Genomic DNA, 20045 nt, shown 5'->3' with positions numbered 1-20045 from the left:
GTTGGGCTAGAAGCGGGCTAGAAGCGGGCAGGATGAGTGCAAAGGTTAAAGATTGTTATTTCATCGACATCTGGTCAACTGCCGCGCCACGCGCTCCGTTCTTGCTGGAAACCCTCAATCCCTCGGACATTGGCGCGCCTGACATGAAAACCTTTTTCTATTTCTATCGTTATTATCGGCAAAGCGGCTACAGCATGATTCCGGCGATGAAGCGAGCCTGCCGTTCGCGCAGCCGCGAATTCTAGGATTCTGGCTGGTTCCGGCTCAATCCAGGTGCATGGCATTAACACAATAGCTTACTGAAAGCAGCGGTTTGGAAGTATGCTAGAAGCATGGAAATCGAATTAAAACTGCTACTGGAGCCGCGGGACGTCGCAAGCTTTCGCCGCCATCCCCTGTTAAAACATTACGCCACCGGCAAGCCCCGGTCACAGCAGCTGACCAGCATCTACTTCGACACGCCCGACCTGCACCTGCAGCGCAGCCACACTGCGCTGCGGGTGCGCAAGGCGGGCTCGCGCTGGATCCAGACTTGCAAGAGCGGCGGCCAGGCGGCAGCCGGCTTGCATCAACGCCCTGAATGGGAGTCCGAGGTCAGCGGCGCGGCGCCTGACTTGCACGCGCTGTGCGGACTGCTGGAGCCCGGTTCGGCGGTGGCTGCATTGCTGGCGGCGCCAAGCCTTGCCAATCGTCTGCTGCCGATATTCACCACACAATTCAAACGCACAATCTGGCTGCTGCGGTCGCAGGCCGGGGACGAAGTCGAGCTAGCCCTGGACCAGGGCGAAATCCTGCATGGCGGCAAGAGCATTCCGATCAGCGAAATCGAACTGGAGCTCAAGGCCGGCAACGCGGCCAGCCTGTTTGAACTGGCGCTGGCCTTGCAGCAGACGCTGCCGCTGCGCGCCGCCAACGCCAGCAAGGCCGAGCGCGGTTATGCCATGCATGCGCCGCACGCGCCTGCCGTGGTCAAGGCCAAGCCGATCGAGCTGGCGTCCGGCTTGACGCTGGAGCAGGGATTCCAGGCCCTGCTCGGCAATTGCCTGGCGCAGATGCAAGGCAATGAAGATGGCGTGGTGCATGGCGCCGATCCGGAAAGCCTGCATCAGATGCGGGTCGGATTGCGGCGTTTGCGCGCTGTGCTGGGCCTGTTTAAAAAGGTCATCTCGGCGCCGCCGGAAATAGCGGAACGGCTTGACTGGCTGGCGGCCACGCTGGGGCCTGCCCGCGATTGGGAGGTGCTGGCCGTGGCGACGCTGGACGAAGCGGTAAGGCGTTGCCCGGACGAGCGGCAGCTGGACAGTTTGCGGCAGCTCACTTTCAGTGAAGCCGGCAGGCGTCGCCAGGCGGTCGCGACTGCGGTGACTTCGCGCGCATATACGCGCCTGCTGTTATTGCTGGGCAGCTGGATAGAAGGGCGGCGCTGGCGCGAAGAACTGGGCGCAGGGCAGGTGGCCGCGCTGTCTGCGCCCCTGGAAAAATTCGCGGTCAGGAAGCTCGCGGGGCTGCAGAAAAAATTGCTGAAACGGGGCAGCCGCATCAAGCGGCAGGACGCCGCCAGGCGCCACCGGGTAAGGATCGCGGCCAAGAAGGCGCGCTACGCCACCGAATTCTTTGTGTCGTATTTTCCGGCCAGGCACACCCATGCCTACCTGGCGGCGCTCGGCGACTTGCAAGATGGCTTGGGCGCGGACAACGACCGCAGCGTCGCTGCCCAGCTGCTGCAGCAGCTGGCAGAGCTGCATCCCGAACTGGCCGGATCCTGCGGCGTGGCGGTCAGCCTGCTGGCTTCCGGCGGCAAACACAAGCCAGAAATCAGCCGCTTGTGGCGAAGATTCGCCGCATTGAAGCCGCCGGTGCGGGGACATTCATCCTGATGGCTTGGTCCTCAGGCGCATTTGGTGCAAAATACGCTCGCCGGGCTCTTCCTGTAACACCGTGGATGAAGGTGAGCGCGGCAAGGAACACCGGAGTCAACCATGACCTATGAAGAATACCTGGATGAAGTCACCACCTTGCTGGTGGAGCTGTACGACGTGAAAGAGAAGGCCGCGATCAAGTATGTGATGAACGCGCAAGCCGAGGATTTTTTCACCCTGCACGACGACGATCCCGTCATGCGTACGCTGGAGCGCGCGCGCGAAGACGCCAAGACGATCTACGAACAGCGCAACAAGCCGCGGCCTGAACTGTATCGCAAATGAACCAGGGGTAAGACGGTTACAATGGCCGTCCGCAATTTTTATGTCTCCGGACCTCATACATGACTGAATCAATCCGCCTTGCAAAACATCTCGCCGAACTGGTTTCCTGCTCCCGCCGCGAGGCGGAACAATATATCGAGGGCGGCTGGGTCAAGGTCGATGGCAAAGTGGTGGAAGAACCTGGCTTGCGCATCGGTGCGCGGCAGCAGGTGGAGCTGGCCGCGGACGCTACGCTTGAACCGCAAGACCCGGTCACCATCCTGTTCCACAAGCCGGCCGGCCTCGACCTGTTCGCCGGCCCGGCGCTGAGCGAGCTGGCGGCGCAGCTGATCGTGCCGGACAAGCGCGCCGCCGCCGACCGCGCCGAACTGCGTTTCCTGAAGCGCCACCTGGCCAACCTGAACCTGATCGAACCGCTGGAGACGCTGGCCAGCGGCTTGCTGGTGTTTACCCAGGACTGGCGGGTAACCCGCAAGCTGGTGGACGACGCCGCCAAGATCGAGCATGAATACATAGTCGAAGTCGCGGGCGACATCATTCCCGACGGGCTGAAATTGCTGAACCACGGCTTGAGTTTCAACCGCAAGCCGCTGCCGCCGATCAAGGTCAGCTGGCAAAACGAAAGACGCCTGCGTTTCGCCCTCAAGGCGCCGCCGCGCGGGCTGGTCGTGCACATGTGCGAACAGGTCGGGCTGCAAGTGGTGGCCAGCAAGCGCATCCGTATCGGCCGCCTGCCGATGGCCGGCCTGGCGGTCGGCGAATGGCGCTATCTGCTGGGTTACGAACGCTTCTGACGTTTTTTTGATGCTTTTTTGATGTTCATGCCTGCGGACTGGCGACCTGGCAAGCGGCTGCGGGATTCGCCTTGAATGCCGTGATGTTGGCGGCAATGCCATTGGCCACATCCGCAACGGTGCGCTGCACCCCAAGCACCAAGCCATCTATCCCCGGAGTGACTGCGGCCGCCACGTTCAGCTGGCAGGCGCTGCTGCGGCCGTTGTCGGAACGGCTGATGGTCCAGCCGTAAGTGGCTTGCACCTTGTCGCCGGGCACGGCGTCGAATTCGCGCAGCTCGACCGCAATCCGGTACACCGGCTGGTCCGTCGGCCGGCCGCTGCGGCTGACGTCGATCGCACCCAGGCGATTGGCGATGCCACTGGCCAGCGCGTCCCGCAATTCATTGTTGAACGGCGACGACCAGCGTTCCTGCTCCAGGATGTCGACCCGCGTGCTGGAAGCGCTGCCGGCGCTGCGCACCACCAGTTGCGGCCGCGCCAGGCGTTCTGGCAGGGAGACCGGCGCGACGTCGATGTACAGCCTGGAATTCTGGATGGCCGGCGCCGCCGCTGCCGGCGCCGCCAGCGTGTAAAAGTGGGTGGGAGCGGAAGTGCAGCCGGCCAGCAGTAGCGCGGCAGCAATGCCGCAGATGCGTGTTGATGTGGTGGATGTCATTATTTCTTTTCCTCTTGCTTGCCGCGGATCAGGGCTTCCGGATGGCGTTCCAGGTAGTCGGTCAGGATCCGCACCGACGCTGCCGAGCGTGTCAGTTCCTGCAGGGTCGCGCGGATATCCTGCTGCAGCGGCGCATTGTCGGACAGGGTGCGGTTGGCGTTGTCCAGCGTGACCCGCACATCCTTCATGGCAGCAGTGATTTCCGGCGCGACGTCGTTGTTCAGGCTCTTGGTCAGCTGTTCGGCATTGAGCAGGGTGCGGTTCAGGGTGCCCAGGGTTTTCTGCAGGTCGGCGGCGATCTGGTCGAACGGCACCTTGCTGAGTTTCTTGGCGATCTCGGCGATCTGCGACTGGATTTCATCGAGGCTGTTGGGGATGGTCGGCAGCTCGATGATGGCGCTCGATGTATCTATGGTGGCCGGCGCCGCCTTCGGGAAAAAGTCGAGTGCGACATACAGCTGGCCGGTCAGCAGGTTGCCGGTGCGCAGCTGCGCCCGCAGGCCGCGGCTGACCATGTATTGCAGGCGCTGCTTGGCGGTGTAGCTCGAGTGTTTTTCATCCTCGGCATAACGGCGTCCCAGCCGCTCGGGATAGACCTGCACCACCACCGGCATGCTGAATTCGCGGCGCTTGGTATCGTACTCTATGCCTATCGATTTGACCTCGCCCAGCACCACACCGCGGAAATCGACGGTGGTGCCTGGCGTCAGGCCGCGCAGCGACTGGTTGAAATACATCACCACGGTTTCCGACGGGCCGTCCGGTTCCTTCAGGGCGGCTTCTTCGTCCGCGGCCAGGTTGAAGGTGGTGTTTTCCTTGGCTGTGGTGCCGAGCTGGTCGTCCGGCGCCTGGAAGGCTATGCCGCCCAGCACCACGGTCGCCAGCGATTGCGTGCGCAGCTTGAAGCCGCTGGCGTTGATCTGCATGTCGAAGCCGCTGGCATGCCAGAAACGGGTGTTGACCCCGATGAACTTGTCGTAAGGCGCATCGATGAAAATGCGCAAGGTCACGCCTTTGCCGTCGGCGTCCAGGTCGAATGCCGCCAGCTGGCCGACCTTGATGCGGCGGTAGTAGACCGGCGAGCCGATGTCCAGCGAACCGATGTCGGTGGCGTGCAGCATGTATTGCTTGCCGGAGGCGTCGAGCCTGACGATAGGCTGCACTTCGAGGCCGGTGAATTCGTCTTTGGTTTCCTTGGAAGTGCCGGCGTCGGCGCCGATGTAGGCGCCCGACAGCAAGGTGCTCAGGCCGGAGACGCCGGAAGCCGCTACCCGCGGCCGCACTACCCAGAAACGGGTGTCGGCGGCGGTAAAGCTTTCGGCTTCCTTCGACAGCTGGACATTGGCCAGCACGTGCGAACGATCCTTGCTCAGGGTGATGGTTTGCACCAGGCCGATATCGACGTCCTTGTACTTGACCTTGGTTTTCCCCGCTTCCAGGCCCTCCGCGGTGCGGAAGGTGATGGTGATCGACGGCCCGCGTTCGACCAGGATCTTGACCACCAGCGTCAAGCCGACTACCGCGGCGACGATCGGGATCAGCCAGATCAGCGACGGCAGCCAGTCGCGCTTGCGGCTCAGCTTGGGCTCGGGCAAAGGAGGCAGGGCGCCGCCGCGGGTGTTTTCATCGCTCATCTTGTGCTTTCATCCTCTGATTCTCATCCATCTCTTGATCGCTGCTGTCCCCGCTGTTGTCCCAATTTAGGCGCGGATCGAAGCTGAGCGCCGCCAGCATGGTCAGCACCACCACCGAGGCAAACGCCAGCACGCCGAAACCGGCGGTGATCTTGGCGAATCCTTCGATCTGCACCAGGCCCGCCAGCAGCGACACCACGAATACATCCAGCATCGACCAGCGGCCGATGATTTCCACCAGCCGGTACAATTTGGCGCGCTGCAGGCGGCGCCAGCGGCTGCGCTTCTGCGCGGTCCAGGTCAACAGGATCAGGGACGCCAGCTTGAACAGCGGCACCAGGAAACTGGCGATGAAAATGATCGCCGCCAGCTCCCAGGCGCCGGATACCCAGAAATAGATCACGCCGCTCATGATCGTATCCTCTTGCACGCCGAGCAAGGTCTTGGTGATCATCACCGGCATCAGGTTGGCCGGGATGTACATGATGCAGGCCGCGATCAGGAAAGCCCAGCTGCGGCGGATGCTGTCCGGCTTGCGCAGGTGCAGCGCGGTGCCGCAGAGCCCGCAATGCTCGTGTTCGCGCACCTCTTGCCAGACGGTGCCGCAATGATGGCAGGACATCATGCCAAGACCGGCGGCGGTGCGCACCGCCAGGTCTTCGTCTTCGGCGGGAACGGCAGTATTCGCGGTGGCGGCGCCGGTGCTCATGCAATCTCTTCCTGGCTGCGTTCGGCATAGGCCATCTGCCAGAAGTGCCGGGGGTTGAAAGACACCACCGCGGTCAGCAGCACCGTCAGCACGCCGAACGCCCACAGGGCCACGCCCGGGATCACGGTCGCCATATTCGATAATTTCACTACCGCCACCAGCACACCGAGCAAGAACACTTCCACCATGCCCCACGGCCGCAAGCTTTGCATGGCCCTTACCAGCCAGCTGAAACCGGGCGGGCGGCGCTGCGGGTTACGCTGATTACGCAGCGACACCAGCAGGTAAAACAGGAACAGCAGCTGCAGCAGCGGAAACAGGATGGTGGTGGCCAGCACCAGCAGGGCCACCAGCGACATGCCTTCGGTGGTCAGCGACAGCACCGCGCCGAACAGGGTGGTGCGGCTGCTCAAGCCTTGCAGCTCGATTTCGACGATGGGAAAGCTGTTGGCGATCACGAACATGATCAGGCTGGCCACCGTCAGCGGCAGGATGCGCTCACGCTGGCGGCCGGCGTCACGCTCCAATTCGGTGCCGCAGCGCGGGCAATGGGCAATCTCTCCACGGCGCAGCTGTACCTTGCGATACAGGGCATCGCATCCTTCGCAGGCAATCAGGTTGGGGACTTCGCGCATGAAGTATTAAAAAAATTCAACAGGTAAGATTCTAACAATAATATGCGCCGCCACCGACAGATAGTTGAAATCGCATGCTTGCCTAGGCAAGCATGCAGGGCCGCGGCGCCGCCCGCACGCCAGTTGACACTCCTGCCATATTCACATAGTGTGGCCGGGCGGCGGACCCTTCAAGCCGGCGCACTGTTACCTTGTGTAATGGGACGCCTCTGCGGGGTTACCCCGCGGGATATTTTGGCTGGGCAATGCAACGCATGAGCGGCCCTGCACCACGGTGCAGGCTCGGCTCACGCATGACGGGACTGGTTGAAGGCTCTCCGCCGCCTCGCTTACCTTGAGCAAATGACTCCACAAACTTTCGTCGCCTTGGCTCTTGCCGACACCTTCCTCGCGCGCGAAGCGAGCGTTGAGGCCATGCAGCAAGGCGCAAGACGGGCGCTTGGAAAGAAATGGCGCTGGATACCTTCATTGTGCCGGGCTGTATACAAACAGTTCGGCGACCGGCTGCATCGCCATGGCCGCACCGAACTGGCCGCGCTGATCCTGGCGCACCAAGGCTTTGCCGATGCATGGCTGGATAGCGAGCCGCCGCAGATCCGGCATTTTTGCCTGGACCTGCCTCTGCCAGCCGGCAAGCCGGCATGGGTATCGGCGCTGCCGCTGCCTGCGCTAGCCACCACTGCCGACCTCGCGCAGTGGCTCAAGGCAGGGCCGTCCGAGCTGGACTGGTTCGCCGACAAATGGCGCACTAGTCCGCCGCCGGCGGCAGCCCTGCAGCATTACCACCATCGCTGGATAGCAAAACGGAGCGGCGGGCTGCGCCTGCTCGAAATTCCCAAGCCGCGCCTGCGGACCATGCAAGGCCAGATACTGCGCGGCCTGCTCGACCTGCTGCCGCTGCACCCGGCGGCGCAAGGTTTCCGGCGCGGCCACTCATGCGTGACGCATGCGGCGCGCCATGCCGGCAAGCGGGTAGTGATACGCATGGACTTGAAGAATTTTTTCACCAGCATCCCGGCGGCGCGGATCCATGCGCTATTTACCGGGCTGGGTTACCCGTCCAGGGTTGCCGGCATCCTGTCCCGCCTTTGCACGCACCGGACGCCGGGCAGCGTACTGAATCATCAAGATCCGGCAAGCGCCGGCGCATTGTCCTGGCAGGAACGGCAGGTTTTTCGCCAGCGCCATCTGCCGCAAGGCTCGCCGTGCTCGCCGGCGCTTGCCAATTTGTGCGCTTACCGGCTGGATCTGCGGCTGCAGGCCCTGGCGGCCTCGCTCAACGCCGGTTACAGCCGCTACGCCGACGACCTGGCGTTTTCCGGCGACGGCGAACTGGAACGGGCGATGGACCGTTTCCATGTGCAAGTGGCGGCGATCGCGTTGGAAGAGGGGTTTTCGGTCAACACCAGGAAAACCCGGATGATGCGCAGCGGCGCCAGGCAGCAGGTAACCGGCATCGTGGTCAACCGCCACCCCAATATCCCGCGCCAGGAATTCGACAACCTGAAGGCTGCGCTGACAAACTGCATCCGCCACGGACCGGCATCGCAAAACCGGGATGGGCGAGACAATCATCGCCAATTCCTGGCCGGCAGGATCGCCTATGTGCGGATGGTCAACCCGCAGCGCGGCAAGCGGCTGCAACAGCTGTTTGACAAAATCGCATGGCCTAAGGGTTGAGTCTCCAACCGTTACCGCACCTGTTTTACGGTCTCGTGCCGATATTCAGTTGTCATCCGGTCAATTTCATCGCTGGCAAGATACAGTTGCAGGAGCGTCATACGTGTTTTTTCGAATGCTCGTAAAATGGATGGCTAGTAATTGATATGTTATGTAACGTTAAAACCGAAATGCATGTTATCGGCATGCCATTTATGCAATGCCATGCCTTTTATTCACCATAAATCCATCTGATGAGCACCACTAATAACAAAAGCAGCCTGGCCGCCGCCGTAACCGACCAAAAACTGGAGTATGTGACGTCTTGCGCGCTGCCCACGCCTTGGGCGACCTTCCAGCTGCATGCCTTTATCGAACACGCTACCGGCAAAGAACACCTGGCCCTGACCTTGGGCGAAGTCAACGACGGCGCGCCGGTCCTGGCGCGTGTCCATTCCGAATGCCTGACCGGCGACGCCTTGTTCAGCCAGCGCTGCGATTGCGGCGCGCAGCTGGAAGGGGCGCTGCAAAAGATTGCCGCCGAAGGGCGCGGCGCCATCCTGTATCTGCGCCAGGAAGGGCGCGGCATCGGCTTGATCAACAAGCTGCGCGCCTACCATATCCAGGACGGCGGCGCGGACACGGTGGAAGCCAACCAGCAGCTGGGATTTGCCGCCGACCTGCGCGATTACAGCTTATGCGAAACCATGCTGGAGCACCTGGATATCACGGCCTTGCGGCTGATGACCAACAATCCGCGCAAGGTGGCGGCGTTGCAGAAAATCGGCATTACCGTGGTCGAGCGGATTCCGCTGATCCTCAACCGCAATCCGTTCAATACCCGTTACCTTGACACCAAGGCGGCGAAACTGGGCCACCTGCTGCCGATTGACGGCCTGGAGCACGACCTGGACGAAAACGAGCTGTAGTCGCGCTGCAAGCAAACGATGCCGGGTTTCAGTGCTTGCCTGTTCCCACATGCTTGGCGTTCACCACCGCATCGGTGATGTTGGCCGGCGCTTCCGCGTAGTGCTTGAATTCCATCGTATAAGTGGCGCGTCCCTGGGTCAGTGAGCGCAGGGTGGTGGAGTAGCCGAACATTTCCGCCAGCGGCACTTCCGCCCGCACGATCTTGCCGACCCCGCCAGGGATGTCGTCCATGCTCTGGATCATGCCGCGCCGCGACGACAGGTCGCCGATCACGTCGCCCATTTTTTCCTCGGGCATCTCGACTTCCACTGCCATCATCGGCTCCAGCAAGGCCGGGCTGGCTTTGCGGCAGCCATCCTTGAACGCCATCGAAGCCGCCATGCGATAGGCGTTTTCATTGGAGTCGACATCGTGCGAGGAGCCGAAGAACAGCGTGACCTTGACGTCGACCACCGGATAACCGGCCAGCACCCCGGTAGCCAGGGTTTCGCGCACGCCTTTTTCCACCGCGGGAATGTATTCGCGCGGCACTGTGCCGCCCTTGATGGCGTCGACGAACTCAAAACCCTTGCCCGGCGCCTGCGGTTCGATTTTCAGCACCACGTGGCCGTACTGGCCGCGCCCGCCGGACTGCTTGATGAACTTGCCTTCGCTGGATTCGCACACCTTGCGGATGGTCTCGCGGAAAGCCACTTGCGGTTTGCCGACCGTCGCCTCGACGCCGAATTCGCGCCGCATGCGCTCCACCAGCACTTCCAGGTGCAGCTCGCCCATGCCGGAAATGATGGTCTGGCCCGATTCCTCGTCGGTCTTGACGCGGAATGACGGATCTTCTTCGGCCAGGCGGCTGAGCGCTACACCCATCTTTTCCTGGTCGGCCTTGGTCTTGGGCTCCACCGCCTGCGAGATCACGGTGTCCGGGAACACCATTTTTTCCAGGGTGATGATGCTGCCCGGATCGCACAGGGTATCGCCGGTGCTGGCTTCCTTGAGGCCGACCGCGGCGGCGATGTCGCCTGCGTACACTTCGCTGATCTCGGTGCGGTGGTTGGCGTGCATTTGCAGCACGCGGCCTATCCTTTCCTTTTTGCCTTTGTTCGGGTTGAACACCACGTCGCCCGACACCAGCACGCCGGAATAGACCCGGAAATAGCTCAGGTGGCCGACAAACGGATCGGTCATGATCTTGAAGGTGAGGGCCGAGAATTTTTCGTCGTCGGCGGCGCGCCGTTCGACCACCAGGTCGTCCTGGTCGTGGCCCTGCACCGGCGGGATATCGGTCGGCGCCGGCAGGTAATCGATGACGGCGTCCAGCAACGCTTGCACACCGCGGTTCTTGAAGGCGCTGCCGCACAGCATCGGCACGATCTCGCCGGCGATGGTGCGCTGGCGCAGCGCGGCCTTGATTTCCTCTTCGCTGATGTCGGCGCCGTCCAGGTATTTTTTCATCATGGCGTCGCTGGCGTCGGCCGCCGCTTCAATCATGCGGCCGCGCCACTCCTGGGCGCTGGCTTGCAGTTCTGCAGGAATCTCGATGTACTCGAACTTGACGCCCTGGGTGGCGTCGTCCCACATGATGGCCTTCATCTTGACCAGGTCGACCACGCCGTGGAAATTGTCTTCCGCGCCGACCGGGATCTGCACCAGCACCGGATTGCCCTTGAGGCGGTCGCGGATCTGCTGGTGGACGCGGAAGAAGTCGGCGCCGACCCGGTCCATCTTGTTGACGAACGCCAGGCGCGGTACGGTGTACTTGTTGGCCTGGCGCCAGACGGTTTCGGACTGCGGCTGGACGCCGCCGACGGCGTCGTAGACCATGCAGGCGCCGTCCAGCACCCGCATCGAGCGCTCCACTTCAATCGTGAAGTCGACGTGGCCCGGGGTATCGATGATATTGATCCGGTGCATGGGGTAATTGCCGGCCATGCCTTGCCAGAAGCAGGTGGTGGCGGCGGAGGTGATCGTGATGCCGCGTTCCTGCTCCTGTTCCATCCAGTCCATGGTGGCGGTGCCGTCGTGCACTTCGCCGATCTTGTGACTGACGCCGGAATAGAACAGGATGCGCTCGGTAGTGGTGGTCTTGCCGGCGTCGATATGCGCGCTGATGCCGATGTTGCGATAGAGCTCAATGGGGGTTTTGCGGGTCATGACGATTTCCTCTGGGAGAAATTATGATGATCAGAATTCTTTTGCAGATACCGTGACGTGTGAGCTTACTCGTTTTTTCGATTGTCAGTTGCGGACGGGTGCAAGAGTTCGTCGCAAATCCCGTCGCAAGACCCCGTTTTTCCCCTCGCAATGGTATGCTTGGCGGCTTAGCGGTAAGTGAATCCATCCACCCAAATAGCGCATTCCAGCCAGCCTCCTATGAACTCCCGAACCTTTTCCCAGAATACTTCCGCGCCGCGCATCCAGCAGCTGCGCGCCGCCATGCAGCGCAACAATGTCGACGCCTGCCTGATTCCGTCGGCCGATCCGCATTTGTCCGAGTACCTGCCGGGACGCTGGAAGGGCAGGGAATGGCTATCAGGCTTCACCGGCTCGGTCGCCAATTTGATCATTACCGCCGATTTCGCCGGCTTGTGGGCCGACAGCCGTTACTGGTCGCAGGCGGAAGCGGAGCTGGCAGGCACCGAGATCGTGCTCATGAAAACGCCGTCGGGCAACAGCTTGCTGCACCTCGACTGGCTGGCGGCCAACCTGGCGTCCGGCAAAACGCTGGCGGTCGACGGCGCGGTGCTGGGACTGGCTACCGCGCGTGCGCTGGAACAGGCGCTGGCCAAAGGCGGCAGCAGCCTGCGCACCGACCTCGACGTCTTGGGCGAGATCTGGAACGAGCGGCCCGGCTTGCCGATGGCCGAGGTGTACCAGCACCAGGCGTCGCATGCGCCATTGTCGCGCGCGGCCAAGCTGGAGCAGCTGCGCCAGGCCATGCAGCAGCACGGTGCGCAATGGCACTTCATCTCGACCCTGGACGACATCGCCTACCTGTTCAATTTGCGCGGCGCCGACGTCAATTACAACCCGGTATTCCTGGCCCACGCATTGATCGGACCGGGACAAGCCACGCTGTTCGTCGCTGACGGCAAAGTCCCGCCGGCCCTGCTCGATCTGCTCAGCCAGGATGGCGTCGCGCTGGCGCCTTACGCCGAAGCGGCGACATCATTGGCGGCCTTGCCGGCCGGCGCCACGCTGCTGCTGGACCCGCGCCGCGTCACGCTCGGATTGCGGCAAGCGGTGCCGGCCGCGGCCAAGGTGACAGAGGCAGTCAACCCGACCACCTTCGCCAAGTCGCGCAAAAGCTCCGGCGAGGTAGCGCATGTGCGCGCCGCCATGGAGCAGGACGGCGCCGCGCTGTGCGAATTCTTTGCCTGGCTGGAGCAGGCATTGGGCAAGGAAACCGTGACCGAACTGATGGTCGATACCCACATCACCGCTGCACGGGCGCGCCGGCCGGGTTTTGTCAGCCCCAGCTTCGCTACCATCGCCGGCTTCAACGCCAACGGCGCCATGCCGCACTACAAGGCCAGCGCCGAATCGCACGCCACCATCGGCGGCGACGGTTTGCTGCTGATCGACTCGGGCGGCCAGTATGTGGGCGGCACCACCGATATCACGCGCATGGTGCCGGTCGGCCAGCCGTCGGCAGCGCAAAAGCGCGATTGCACGCTGGTGCTGAAAGGTGTGATCGCCCTGTCGTCAGCGCAGTTTCCGCGCTCCATCAAATCGCCTTTGCTGGATGCGATTGCACGTGCGCCGATCTGGGCCGCCGGCATCGACTATGGCCACGGCACCGGCCACGGCGTCGGTTACTTCCTGAATGTGCATGAAGGCCCGCAAGTCATCTCCGGCACCGCTGCGCCTGATGCGCACACGGCGATGGAGCAGGGCATGATCACCTCGATCGAGCCGGGCATCTACCGGCCCGGCCAATGGGGCGTGCGGATCGAGAACCTGGTGCTGAACCAGCCGGCGGCAGCCAGCGAATTCGGCGAATACCTGCGCTTCGAGACGCTCACCCTGTGTCCGATCGATACGCGCTGCCTCGACGCCAGCCTGTTGCGCAGCGACGAGATCGACTGGCTCAATGCCTATCACGCCGAGGTGAGGGCACGCCTGTCGCCGCATGTGAGGGGCGACGCCAGGCAGTGGCTGGAGACCCGGACCCAAGCGCTCTAAAGCCATCAGGCAATCAGTAATGCGGCGGGCGTTCGTTGGCGACCTGGCCCGCATTGCTGTTGTCGGCGGCATCCTTGATCCGCCGCGCCAGTGCTGTACACAACGCTTCCAGCTGGTCTATTTTCAGCTGCTGCCGGTAGACCAGCTTGTTCAGCTCGTCCAGCATGTCATCCTGGCGGGCTAGCTTGATTTCAATATCGACCATGCGGTCTTCGTGGTTCATATTGCAGGCTCCTTTATTTTTGCAGCGCAGATGGTAGCCCAAGAGCGCGGTCCGCATGGGCGGATATCCGCAACAAATGGCGCTGCAATTGCGGATATCCGCACGGCGGGCGCCGGCGCTCTGCCTTTTCTCTGGAATTATCTCCAGTAAATCAGATACTTAGCTTTTTTTGCCCGGGCTGGCACGATGTCTGCAATGGTTTGGATAAAAAACCAATCCATAGGAGACAAAAATGCTTGCCAAGAGAATCTTGCCTTGCTGCAATAGCGTGGGCATCGTCGATTCAAGTTTGCCGTAACCCTAGCAGCCTGTCGAACTTAGGATGATCGGCTGCAAAAATACCTGGGCGGACCATATTTCACCGGCTTCTTGGTCAATAGCTAGGCTATTGACACTGCGAATCCGGCAAAATCTGTCCTCGCCCAGCTATTTTTTCGCTTCGATCCCCTAAGTCCGGCAGGCTGCTGGCCGTTATTCCCCTTTGCCTGTTGTGCCTTCCAGATGGCATGATGTAGCTTGCGCGCAAGTTGCATATGCAGCGGACTGTCAGGATTGCACAAAAACATTAAAACCAGGAGACAACCATGTCCACACTTCATCCGTCCGACCATGCCGCCGCCGCGGACTCCCGGAAGCGCATTTTCGCCATTGTCGGCGCCTCGTCCGGCAACCTGGTCGAGTGGTTTGATTTTTACATTTATTCGTTTTGCGCAATCTATTTTGCGCCAAAGTTTTTCCCTAGCGGCAACGCGACTTCGCAACTGGCCAACACCGCCGCCATCTTTGCGGTCGGCTTCCTGATGCGCCCCATCGGCGGCTGGCTGTTCGGCCGCATTGCCGACAAACACGGCCGGCGTACCGCCATGATGATCTCGGTGCTGATGATGTGCGGCGGTTCGCTGATGATTGCCTGCCTGCCGACCTTCGAGACCATCGGCATCGCCGCGCCGCTGCTGCTGTTGCTGGCGCGCCTGTTCCAGGGCTTGTCGGTGGGCGGAGAATACGGCACCAGCGCCACCTACATGAGCGAAGTCGCGCTGGAAGGGCGGCGCGGGTTTTTTGCCTCGTTCCAGTATGTGACACTGATCGGCGGCCAACTGCTCGCAGTGCTGGCGCTGGTGATCTTGCAGCAGGTACTGACCACCGAACAGCTGCACGCCTGGGGCTGGCGCATTCCGTTCGTGCTGGGCGCGATAGCAGCGCTGGTTGCTCTTTACCTGCGTAAATCGCTGAGCGAGACTTCGACCGCTGAAACACGTAAAAACAAGGATGCCGGCACCCTGGCGGGCCTGATGAAACACAAGACGGCGTTCCTGACGGTGGTGGGTTTCACTGCCGGCGGCTCGCTGATTTTCTACACCTTTACTACCTACATGCAGAAGTACCTGGTGAATACCGCCGGCATGAGCGCGAAAACGGCCAGCACCGTGATGACCGCGGCGCTGCTGGTCTACATGCTGATGCAGCCGCTGTTTGGCGCGCTCTCCGACAGGATCGGCCGCCGCACTTCGATGCTCTGGTTCGGCGCACTGGCGACCGTGGCGACGGTGCCGATCCTGCATGCGCTCAAAGATGTCAGCAATCCTTACGCGGCATTCGGTTTTGTGATCCTGGCGCTGGCGATCGTCAGTTTCTATACCTCGATCAGCGGACTGATCAAGGCGGAAATGTTCCCGCCGGAAGTGCGCGCGCTGGGTGTCGGTTTGTCTTATGCCGTGGGCAATGCGATCTTCGGCGGTTCGGCGGAGCTGGTTGCGCTGGAGCTGAAAAAGGCCGGCATGGAATCGACTTTCTACTGGTATGTGTCGGGCATGTGCGCGCTGGCTTTCATCGTCGCTTACAAGATGCGCGATCCAAGCAAGGAAGGTTATCTCAAAGACGTTCCGCTTGACACCCAGCAATACGCGCCTGGCGGTGCGCCGGCTGGATCGCGTTAAAGCCATGCCGGCGATGCTGTCGCCTGTTTTTTTTCCATTCAGGCGGCTGCCATGACAAATCTGCTGGTGAAGGCGAGGGCGAACAAGCCGCTGCTCTGGACCGTGCTGGCGCTTGCCGGCGCGGTTGCCGTGGCGCTGACCACCTACGTCATGGCAGCCAGGAAAGCCGGCGGCGACGTCGGCGAAGCCAGCGAGCGGCAACTGCAAATCATCGCGCTCGACCTGGAATCGGTGCTGCAGAAATTCGAGACGCTGCCGTTTGCCCTCGGCTTCCAGTCGGATGTGCTGCAGGCGCTGGCCCATCCCGAAGACCAGCTCAACATCCAGCGCCTGAACCAGACATTGCAGCTGATCCAGCGGCAATCGAAGGTGGTGGCGATCTATGTACTGGACCGCAAAGGCTTGACGCTGGCTTCCAGCAACTGGGACACGCCTACCAGCTTTGTCGGCAGGGACTTCGGTTTCCGTCCGTATTTCCGCGATGCGATGAAAGGCAACGCCGGTAGTTTCTACGGCATCGGCAACGCCACCAATGTGCCTGGCTATTTTATCGCCCAGCCGATCTACGCCAGCGCTGCCGCCCATGGCGAAAATGCCGCGCTGGGGGTGATGGCGGTCAAGATCGACCTGACCGAATTCGAGCACACCTGGCGCAGCAGCGAAGATCCGATCACGCTGGTCGACAGCAGCGGCGTGGTGTTCCTGAGCAATCGCCCGGACTGGAAATATCACAGCCTGTATCCGCTCAACGGAGCCGTGCAGCAAGACCTCACCGGCACGCATCAGTACGCCGACCGGCCGATTACGCCGGTCAGTTCTTTGCCGAAGCGGCAGAGCGCGGAGTTCGGCCAGCACGTCACGCGCAGCGTCGGCCGCCTGGGCTGGCAACTGATGCTGTTCCCGTCGCAGGCGCGGATCGCCCGCATCGCCATGCTGTGGACCATGGCGGCGCTGCTGCTGCTGGCGATTGCGGGAATTTCCCTGTGGGCCTTGTACCAGCGCCGGCGCCGCCTGGAAGAGCGGCTGGTGTCGGCCGAATACCTGGACCGGACCATTGCCCAGAGAACGCAGGAATTGATGGTGGCGAACCAGACGCTGGCAGCCAAGTACGCCAAGCTGCAGGAAACCGAACACCTGTTGCGTTCGACCCAGAACAAGCTGATCCAGGCCGGCAAGCTGGCCATGCTAGGGCAGATGGCGGCCGGCATCGCCCACGAGCTGAACCAGCCGCTGGCGGCGATCCGGGCGTTTGCGGATAACGCCATGACCTTCCTGACCCGCGGCCAGGGCGACAAGGCCAGCGAAAACCTGGCCCATATCAGCAATGCCAGCGCCCGCATGGGCAAGATAGTCGGCCAGCTCAACGGCTTTTCCCGGAAAAGCCACGAAGCGGTCGCCGCCATCGATTTGCCGAAGTCGATAGAGGCGGCGGCGCTGCTGCTGCATAACGAGTTCCAGACCCACGGCGCCAAGCTGGAGATCGATATCCGGCGCACGGCCCAGGTGGTCGGCGACTCGGTGCGCACCGAACAGGTGCTGATCAACCTGTTGCGCAACGCCTTGGACGCGGTGGATAATGCCGAGCAAAAAACCGTCTCCCTGGTGCTGGATTGCGAGGCGGGCGAAGCGGTGATCCGCATCCGCGATTCTGGACCGGGCATTCCGGCGCAGGTCGCCTTGCATCTGTTCGAGCCGTTTTTCACGACCAAGCCGTCCGGCAAGGGATTGGGCCTGGGCCTGGCCATTTCATCGTCCATCGTGCAGGCGATGAACGGCCGGCTGACGGCAAACAACCACAGCGGCGGCGGCGCCGAATTCGTGCTGCGGATTCCGTTGCTGGAAACGGTCGAGACTTGATGGAGGTGAGGGTGGCAACGCTGGAAGCAGTATTGATCGAAGATGAACAGGCAGTGCGGGAAGCGATCAGCCAGACGCTGGAGCTGGGCGGTTTTGCCGTGCATGCCTGCGGCAGCGTGGAACAGGCGCAGCCTTGGCTGAATCCGGGATTTGCCGGCGTGATTGTCACCGACGTGCGTTTGCCGGGCCGCTCCGGCCTGGAGCTGTTGACCCAGGTGGTGACGCTGGATCCTGACCTGCCGGTGATCGTGGTGACCGGCCATGGCGACGTCAGCATGGCGGTAGACGCCATGCGCGCCGGCGCCTACGACTTCATCGAAAAGCCGTTTGCCGCCGAACGCCTGATGGAGACCGCCAACCGGGCGCAGGAAAAGCGCAGCCTGATCCTTGAGAACCGGCGCCTGAAAGCGGCCTGGGCTGCGCATCCCGACATGCCGAGCCTGATCGGGCAATCGGCCGCGATCGAAAAAGTCCGCACCATGATCCGCAGCGTCGGGCCGACCATGGTCGATATCCTGGTCAACGGCCAGACCGGCAGCGGCAAGGAAGTGGTGGCGCGCCAGCTGCATGTGGCCAGCGGCCGCCAAGGACCGTTTGTCGCCATCAATTGCGGCGCGCTGCCGGAAGCGGTATTTGAAAGCGAAATTTTCGGGCACGAGGCGGGAGCGTTCACCAGCGCTCAGAAACGGCGCATCGGCAAACTCGAATACGCCAAGGGCGGTACCGTCTTCCTCGACGAAATCGAAAGCATGCCGCTGGCCTTGCAGGTGAAATTGCTGCGCGTGCTGCAGGAACGGAAACTGGAGCGGCTTGGCGGCAACGAGCCGATTGCCATCGATTGCCGCATCATCGCCGCCAGCAAGGCCAACCTGCTGCAGATGAGCGCGCAAGGCAGTTTTCGCGAAGACCTGTATTACCGCATCGGCGTGGTCAGCATCGACCTGCCGCGCCTCAATGAGCGGCGCGAGGACATTCCGCTGCTGCTGGCGCACTTCATCCAGGGCGCGGCGATCCGTTACCAGCGTCCGTTGCCGCAATGGACGCTGGCGCAGATGGCGCAATGGCAAACCCGCGACTGGCCCGGCAACGTGCGCGAGCTGCGCAATTTTGCCGACCGGCTGGTGCTGGGCGTGGCGGAGGGCGTGGCCGATCTGACGGTCCAGGACGGCGGCGACGTGCCCAGCGGCATATCGTTGCCGCAGCAGGTGGATGCTTATGAGCGCATGTTGATCAGCGAGACGCTGAACGCCAGCGGCGGCAACGTCGCCATCGCCGCCGACCGCCTGGGCCTGCCCAAGAAAACCTTGTATGACAAGATCAAGAAATACCAGCTGGCGGTGGGAAAGGTGCAAGACCGCAGTGAATAATGTTTTTTAAATAACCAATTTGTTGCCATTGGGAAATGTTACAAGATATTATTATGCTGGACAAGCGCGTTTGAATCTCTATCATTGGCATCTTTTTTAACATGGATGTAACAATGAGCGTTTCACCGCTGCCACCAAGCTCATCGAAAGCACCAGAACGTAATTCCAATTTCCAATTCGGCTTTATCGACCTGCTCAAGGTTATTGCGGCACAACTGATTGTCTTGCACCACCTGGCGTTCTACGGGCCGATGGCAGACCACGTTCGTCCTGTCGCGCCTGGCCTGATCGATTGGCTGGACACATACGCCCGCATCGCGGTCCAGGTATTCCTGGTGGTCGGCGGTTTCCTCGCGGCCAAATCGCTGTCGCCGCATGGCAGCTCCACCGTCGCCGACCCGCTGCGGGTCTTGTGGCGGCGCTACATGAAGCTGGTGCCGCCGTTCCTGGCCGCGACCGTGCTGGCGATAGGCGCTTCCGCCTGGGCCGCGCTGTGGATGACGCATTACTCCATCTCCGCCATGCCGACGGCCATGCAACTGGCCGCCCACGCATTATTGCTGCATTCCATATTGGGTTATGAATCGATCTCGGCCGGCGCCTGGTACGTCGCCATCGATTTCCAGCTGTACGCCATGCTCACCATGCTGCTGTGGCTGACCGGCGGCCTCGCCAGGCGGCGCGCGATGCCATGGCTGGCGCCGCTGCTGGTGGTGGCCGGCGTCAGCGCCTCCCTGTTCTATTTCAACCGCGATGCCGCCTGGGACGCCTGGGCGCCGTATTTCTTCGGCAGCTACGGCCTGGGCGTGATCGCCTGGTGGGCGCGCGACCTGGGCCGGCGGCCGGCGGCGGTGGCGCTGCTGCTGGCGGCGATACTGGTGCCAACCTTGTACGCACTGACGATCGATTTCCGCAGCCGCATCGCGCTCGCCTTGCTGGTAGCCTGCGCACTGGTGCTGGCGAGCCGGCGCGGCGTGCTGCTGTCGCGCCAGCGCTTTGCCTGGATACGTTCGTTCGGCCGGATTTCGTACTCGATCTTCCTGGTGCATTTCCCGGTCTGCCTGGTCGTCAACGCGGCGTTCGCCAAGTTCGTGCCGGCGCGGCCGCTGCTGCAGGCGGGCGGCATGGTGCTGGCCTGGGCTGCCAGCCTTGCCGCCGGTGCACTTTTTTATCGCTGGGTGGAAATCCCGCTCAGCCGCCTGTCAAGCCGCGCGCCAGAACAGGGTTCGCCGCTGCGGGTTCCGGTCGCCGCCTGAACG

Annotated in this window: 17 protein-coding genes; 11 read left to right on the top strand and 6 right to left on the bottom strand. The window is 62.1% G+C overall.

The genetic code is table 11. The annotated features are described in order from the left end of the window. Nucleotides 1–32: 32 nt before the first annotated feature. The 4 genes from BM062_RS25165 (at nucleotide 33) to BM062_RS16420 (ending at nucleotide 2998) form a co-directional block, all read left to right on the top strand. Nucleotides 33–245, top strand: coding sequence for a hypothetical protein (locus BM062_RS25165; RefSeq protein ID WP_139220078.1), 213 nt, complete (start codon nucleotides 33–35; stop codon nucleotides 243–245). A gap of 87 nt (nucleotides 246–332) precedes the next feature. Continuing rightward, nucleotides 333–1877: a CYTH and CHAD domain-containing protein gene (locus BM062_RS16430; protein ID WP_092398742.1), complete on the top strand. Its 1545-nt coding sequence runs from the start codon at nucleotides 333–335 to the stop codon at nucleotides 1875–1877. Between the two features lie 102 nt (nucleotides 1878–1979). Beyond that, nucleotides 1980–2204, top strand: a complete 225-nt coding sequence (locus BM062_RS16425) for a hypothetical protein (protein ID WP_092398740.1) — start codon at nucleotides 1980–1982, stop codon at nucleotides 2202–2204. Between the two features lie 59 nt (nucleotides 2205–2263). Continuing rightward, nucleotides 2264–2998: an rRNA pseudouridine synthase gene (locus BM062_RS16420; protein WP_092398738.1), complete on the top strand. Its 735-nt coding sequence runs from the start codon at nucleotides 2264–2266 to the stop codon at nucleotides 2996–2998. A gap of 25 nt (nucleotides 2999–3023) precedes the next feature. On the opposite strand, the gene BM062_RS16415 is transcribed toward BM062_RS16420, so the two are convergent. From BM062_RS16415 to BM062_RS16400, 4 genes are read right to left on the bottom strand one after another with little or no spacing between them, the layout of a single operon-like run. Next, nucleotides 3024–3656, bottom strand: coding sequence for a PqiC family protein (locus tag BM062_RS16415; protein WP_092398736.1), 633 nt, complete (start codon nucleotides 3654–3656; stop codon nucleotides 3024–3026). Beyond that, nucleotides 3656–5290 (bottom strand): PqiB family protein, encoded by a 1635-nt coding sequence (locus BM062_RS16410; protein ID WP_092398734.1) that lies wholly within the window; start codon nucleotides 5288–5290, stop codon nucleotides 3656–3658. Before BM062_RS16410 ends, BM062_RS16415 begins: the two co-directional genes overlap by 1 nt. Continuing rightward, the gene (locus BM062_RS16405; RefSeq protein ID WP_092398732.1) at nucleotides 5280–5999 is read right to left on the bottom strand and encodes a paraquat-inducible protein A; all 720 of its coding nucleotides are present in this window, start codon (nucleotides 5997–5999) and stop codon (nucleotides 5280–5282) included. Before BM062_RS16405 ends, BM062_RS16410 begins: the two co-directional genes overlap by 11 nt. Beyond that, the gene (locus tag BM062_RS16400; RefSeq protein ID WP_092398730.1) at nucleotides 5996–6634 is read right to left on the bottom strand and encodes a paraquat-inducible protein A; all 639 of its coding nucleotides are present in this window, start codon (nucleotides 6632–6634) and stop codon (nucleotides 5996–5998) included. Before BM062_RS16400 ends, BM062_RS16405 begins: the two co-directional genes overlap by 4 nt. Before the next feature lie 342 nt (nucleotides 6635–6976). On the opposite strand from BM062_RS16400, the gene BM062_RS16395 reads away from it, so the two are divergent. After that, on the top strand, nucleotides 6977–8314 hold the full coding sequence (locus tag BM062_RS16395) for a reverse transcriptase family protein (protein WP_092398728.1): 1338 nt from the start codon (nucleotides 6977–6979) through the stop codon (nucleotides 8312–8314). A 233-nt stretch (nucleotides 8315–8547) separates the two neighbouring features. After that, nucleotides 8548–9222, top strand: a complete 675-nt coding sequence (gene ribA / locus BM062_RS16390) for a GTP cyclohydrolase II (protein WP_092398726.1) — start codon at nucleotides 8548–8550, stop codon at nucleotides 9220–9222. Between the two features lie 28 nt (nucleotides 9223–9250). Here the strand turns inward: ribA and fusA are convergent, their stop codons facing one another. Continuing rightward, nucleotides 9251–11371 carry an elongation factor G gene (gene fusA / locus BM062_RS16385; protein WP_092398724.1) on the bottom strand — a complete coding sequence of 707 codons (2121 nt, stop codon included), beginning with the start codon at nucleotides 11369–11371 and terminating at the stop codon, nucleotides 9251–9253. A gap of 219 nt (nucleotides 11372–11590) precedes the next feature. On the opposite strand from fusA, the gene BM062_RS16380 reads away from it, so the two are divergent. Then, the gene (locus BM062_RS16380; protein ID WP_092398722.1) at nucleotides 11591–13402 is read left to right on the top strand and encodes an aminopeptidase P family protein; all 1812 of its coding nucleotides are present in this window, start codon (nucleotides 11591–11593) and stop codon (nucleotides 13400–13402) included. A gap of 13 nt (nucleotides 13403–13415) precedes the next feature. Here BM062_RS16380 and BM062_RS16375 read toward each other — a convergent pair whose 3' ends face one another. Next, the gene (locus BM062_RS16375) at nucleotides 13416–13625 is read right to left on the bottom strand and encodes a SlyX family protein (protein ID WP_092398800.1); all 210 of its coding nucleotides are present in this window, start codon (nucleotides 13623–13625) and stop codon (nucleotides 13416–13418) included. A 584-nt stretch (nucleotides 13626–14209) separates the two neighbouring features. Between BM062_RS16375 and BM062_RS16370 the strand changes: the two genes are divergently transcribed. The 4 genes from BM062_RS16370 (at nucleotide 14210) to BM062_RS16355 (ending at nucleotide 20042) form a co-directional block, all read left to right on the top strand. Beyond that, on the top strand, nucleotides 14210–15562 hold the full coding sequence (locus tag BM062_RS16370; protein WP_092398720.1) for an MFS family transporter: 1353 nt from the start codon (nucleotides 14210–14212) through the stop codon (nucleotides 15560–15562). A 51-nt stretch (nucleotides 15563–15613) separates the two neighbouring features. Next, a complete protein-coding gene (locus BM062_RS16365) occupies nucleotides 15614–17419 on the top strand; it encodes a sensor histidine kinase (protein WP_175501044.1) in 1806 nt (601 codons plus the stop codon). Continuing rightward, nucleotides 17419–18786, top strand: coding sequence for a sigma-54-dependent transcriptional regulator (locus BM062_RS16360; RefSeq protein WP_092398718.1), 1368 nt, complete (start codon nucleotides 17419–17421; stop codon nucleotides 18784–18786). The genes BM062_RS16365 and BM062_RS16360 overlap by 1 nt, the downstream gene beginning before the upstream one ends. Nucleotides 18787–18899: 113 nt before the next feature. Next, the gene (locus BM062_RS16355; RefSeq protein WP_175501043.1) at nucleotides 18900–20042 is read left to right on the top strand and encodes an acyltransferase family protein; all 1143 of its coding nucleotides are present in this window, start codon (nucleotides 18900–18902) and stop codon (nucleotides 20040–20042) included. The last annotated feature ends 3 nt before the right edge of the window (nucleotides 20043–20045 follow it).

Origin of the sequence: Collimonas sp. OK412 (assembly GCF_900112135.1) — a bacterium.
GTDB classification, from domain to species: Bacteria; Pseudomonadota; Gammaproteobacteria; order Burkholderiales; family Burkholderiaceae_D; genus Collimonas; species Collimonas rhizosphaerae.
Note: the sequence above shows the minus strand (reverse complement) of the source record. Positions and strands in the feature narration are given on the sequence as shown.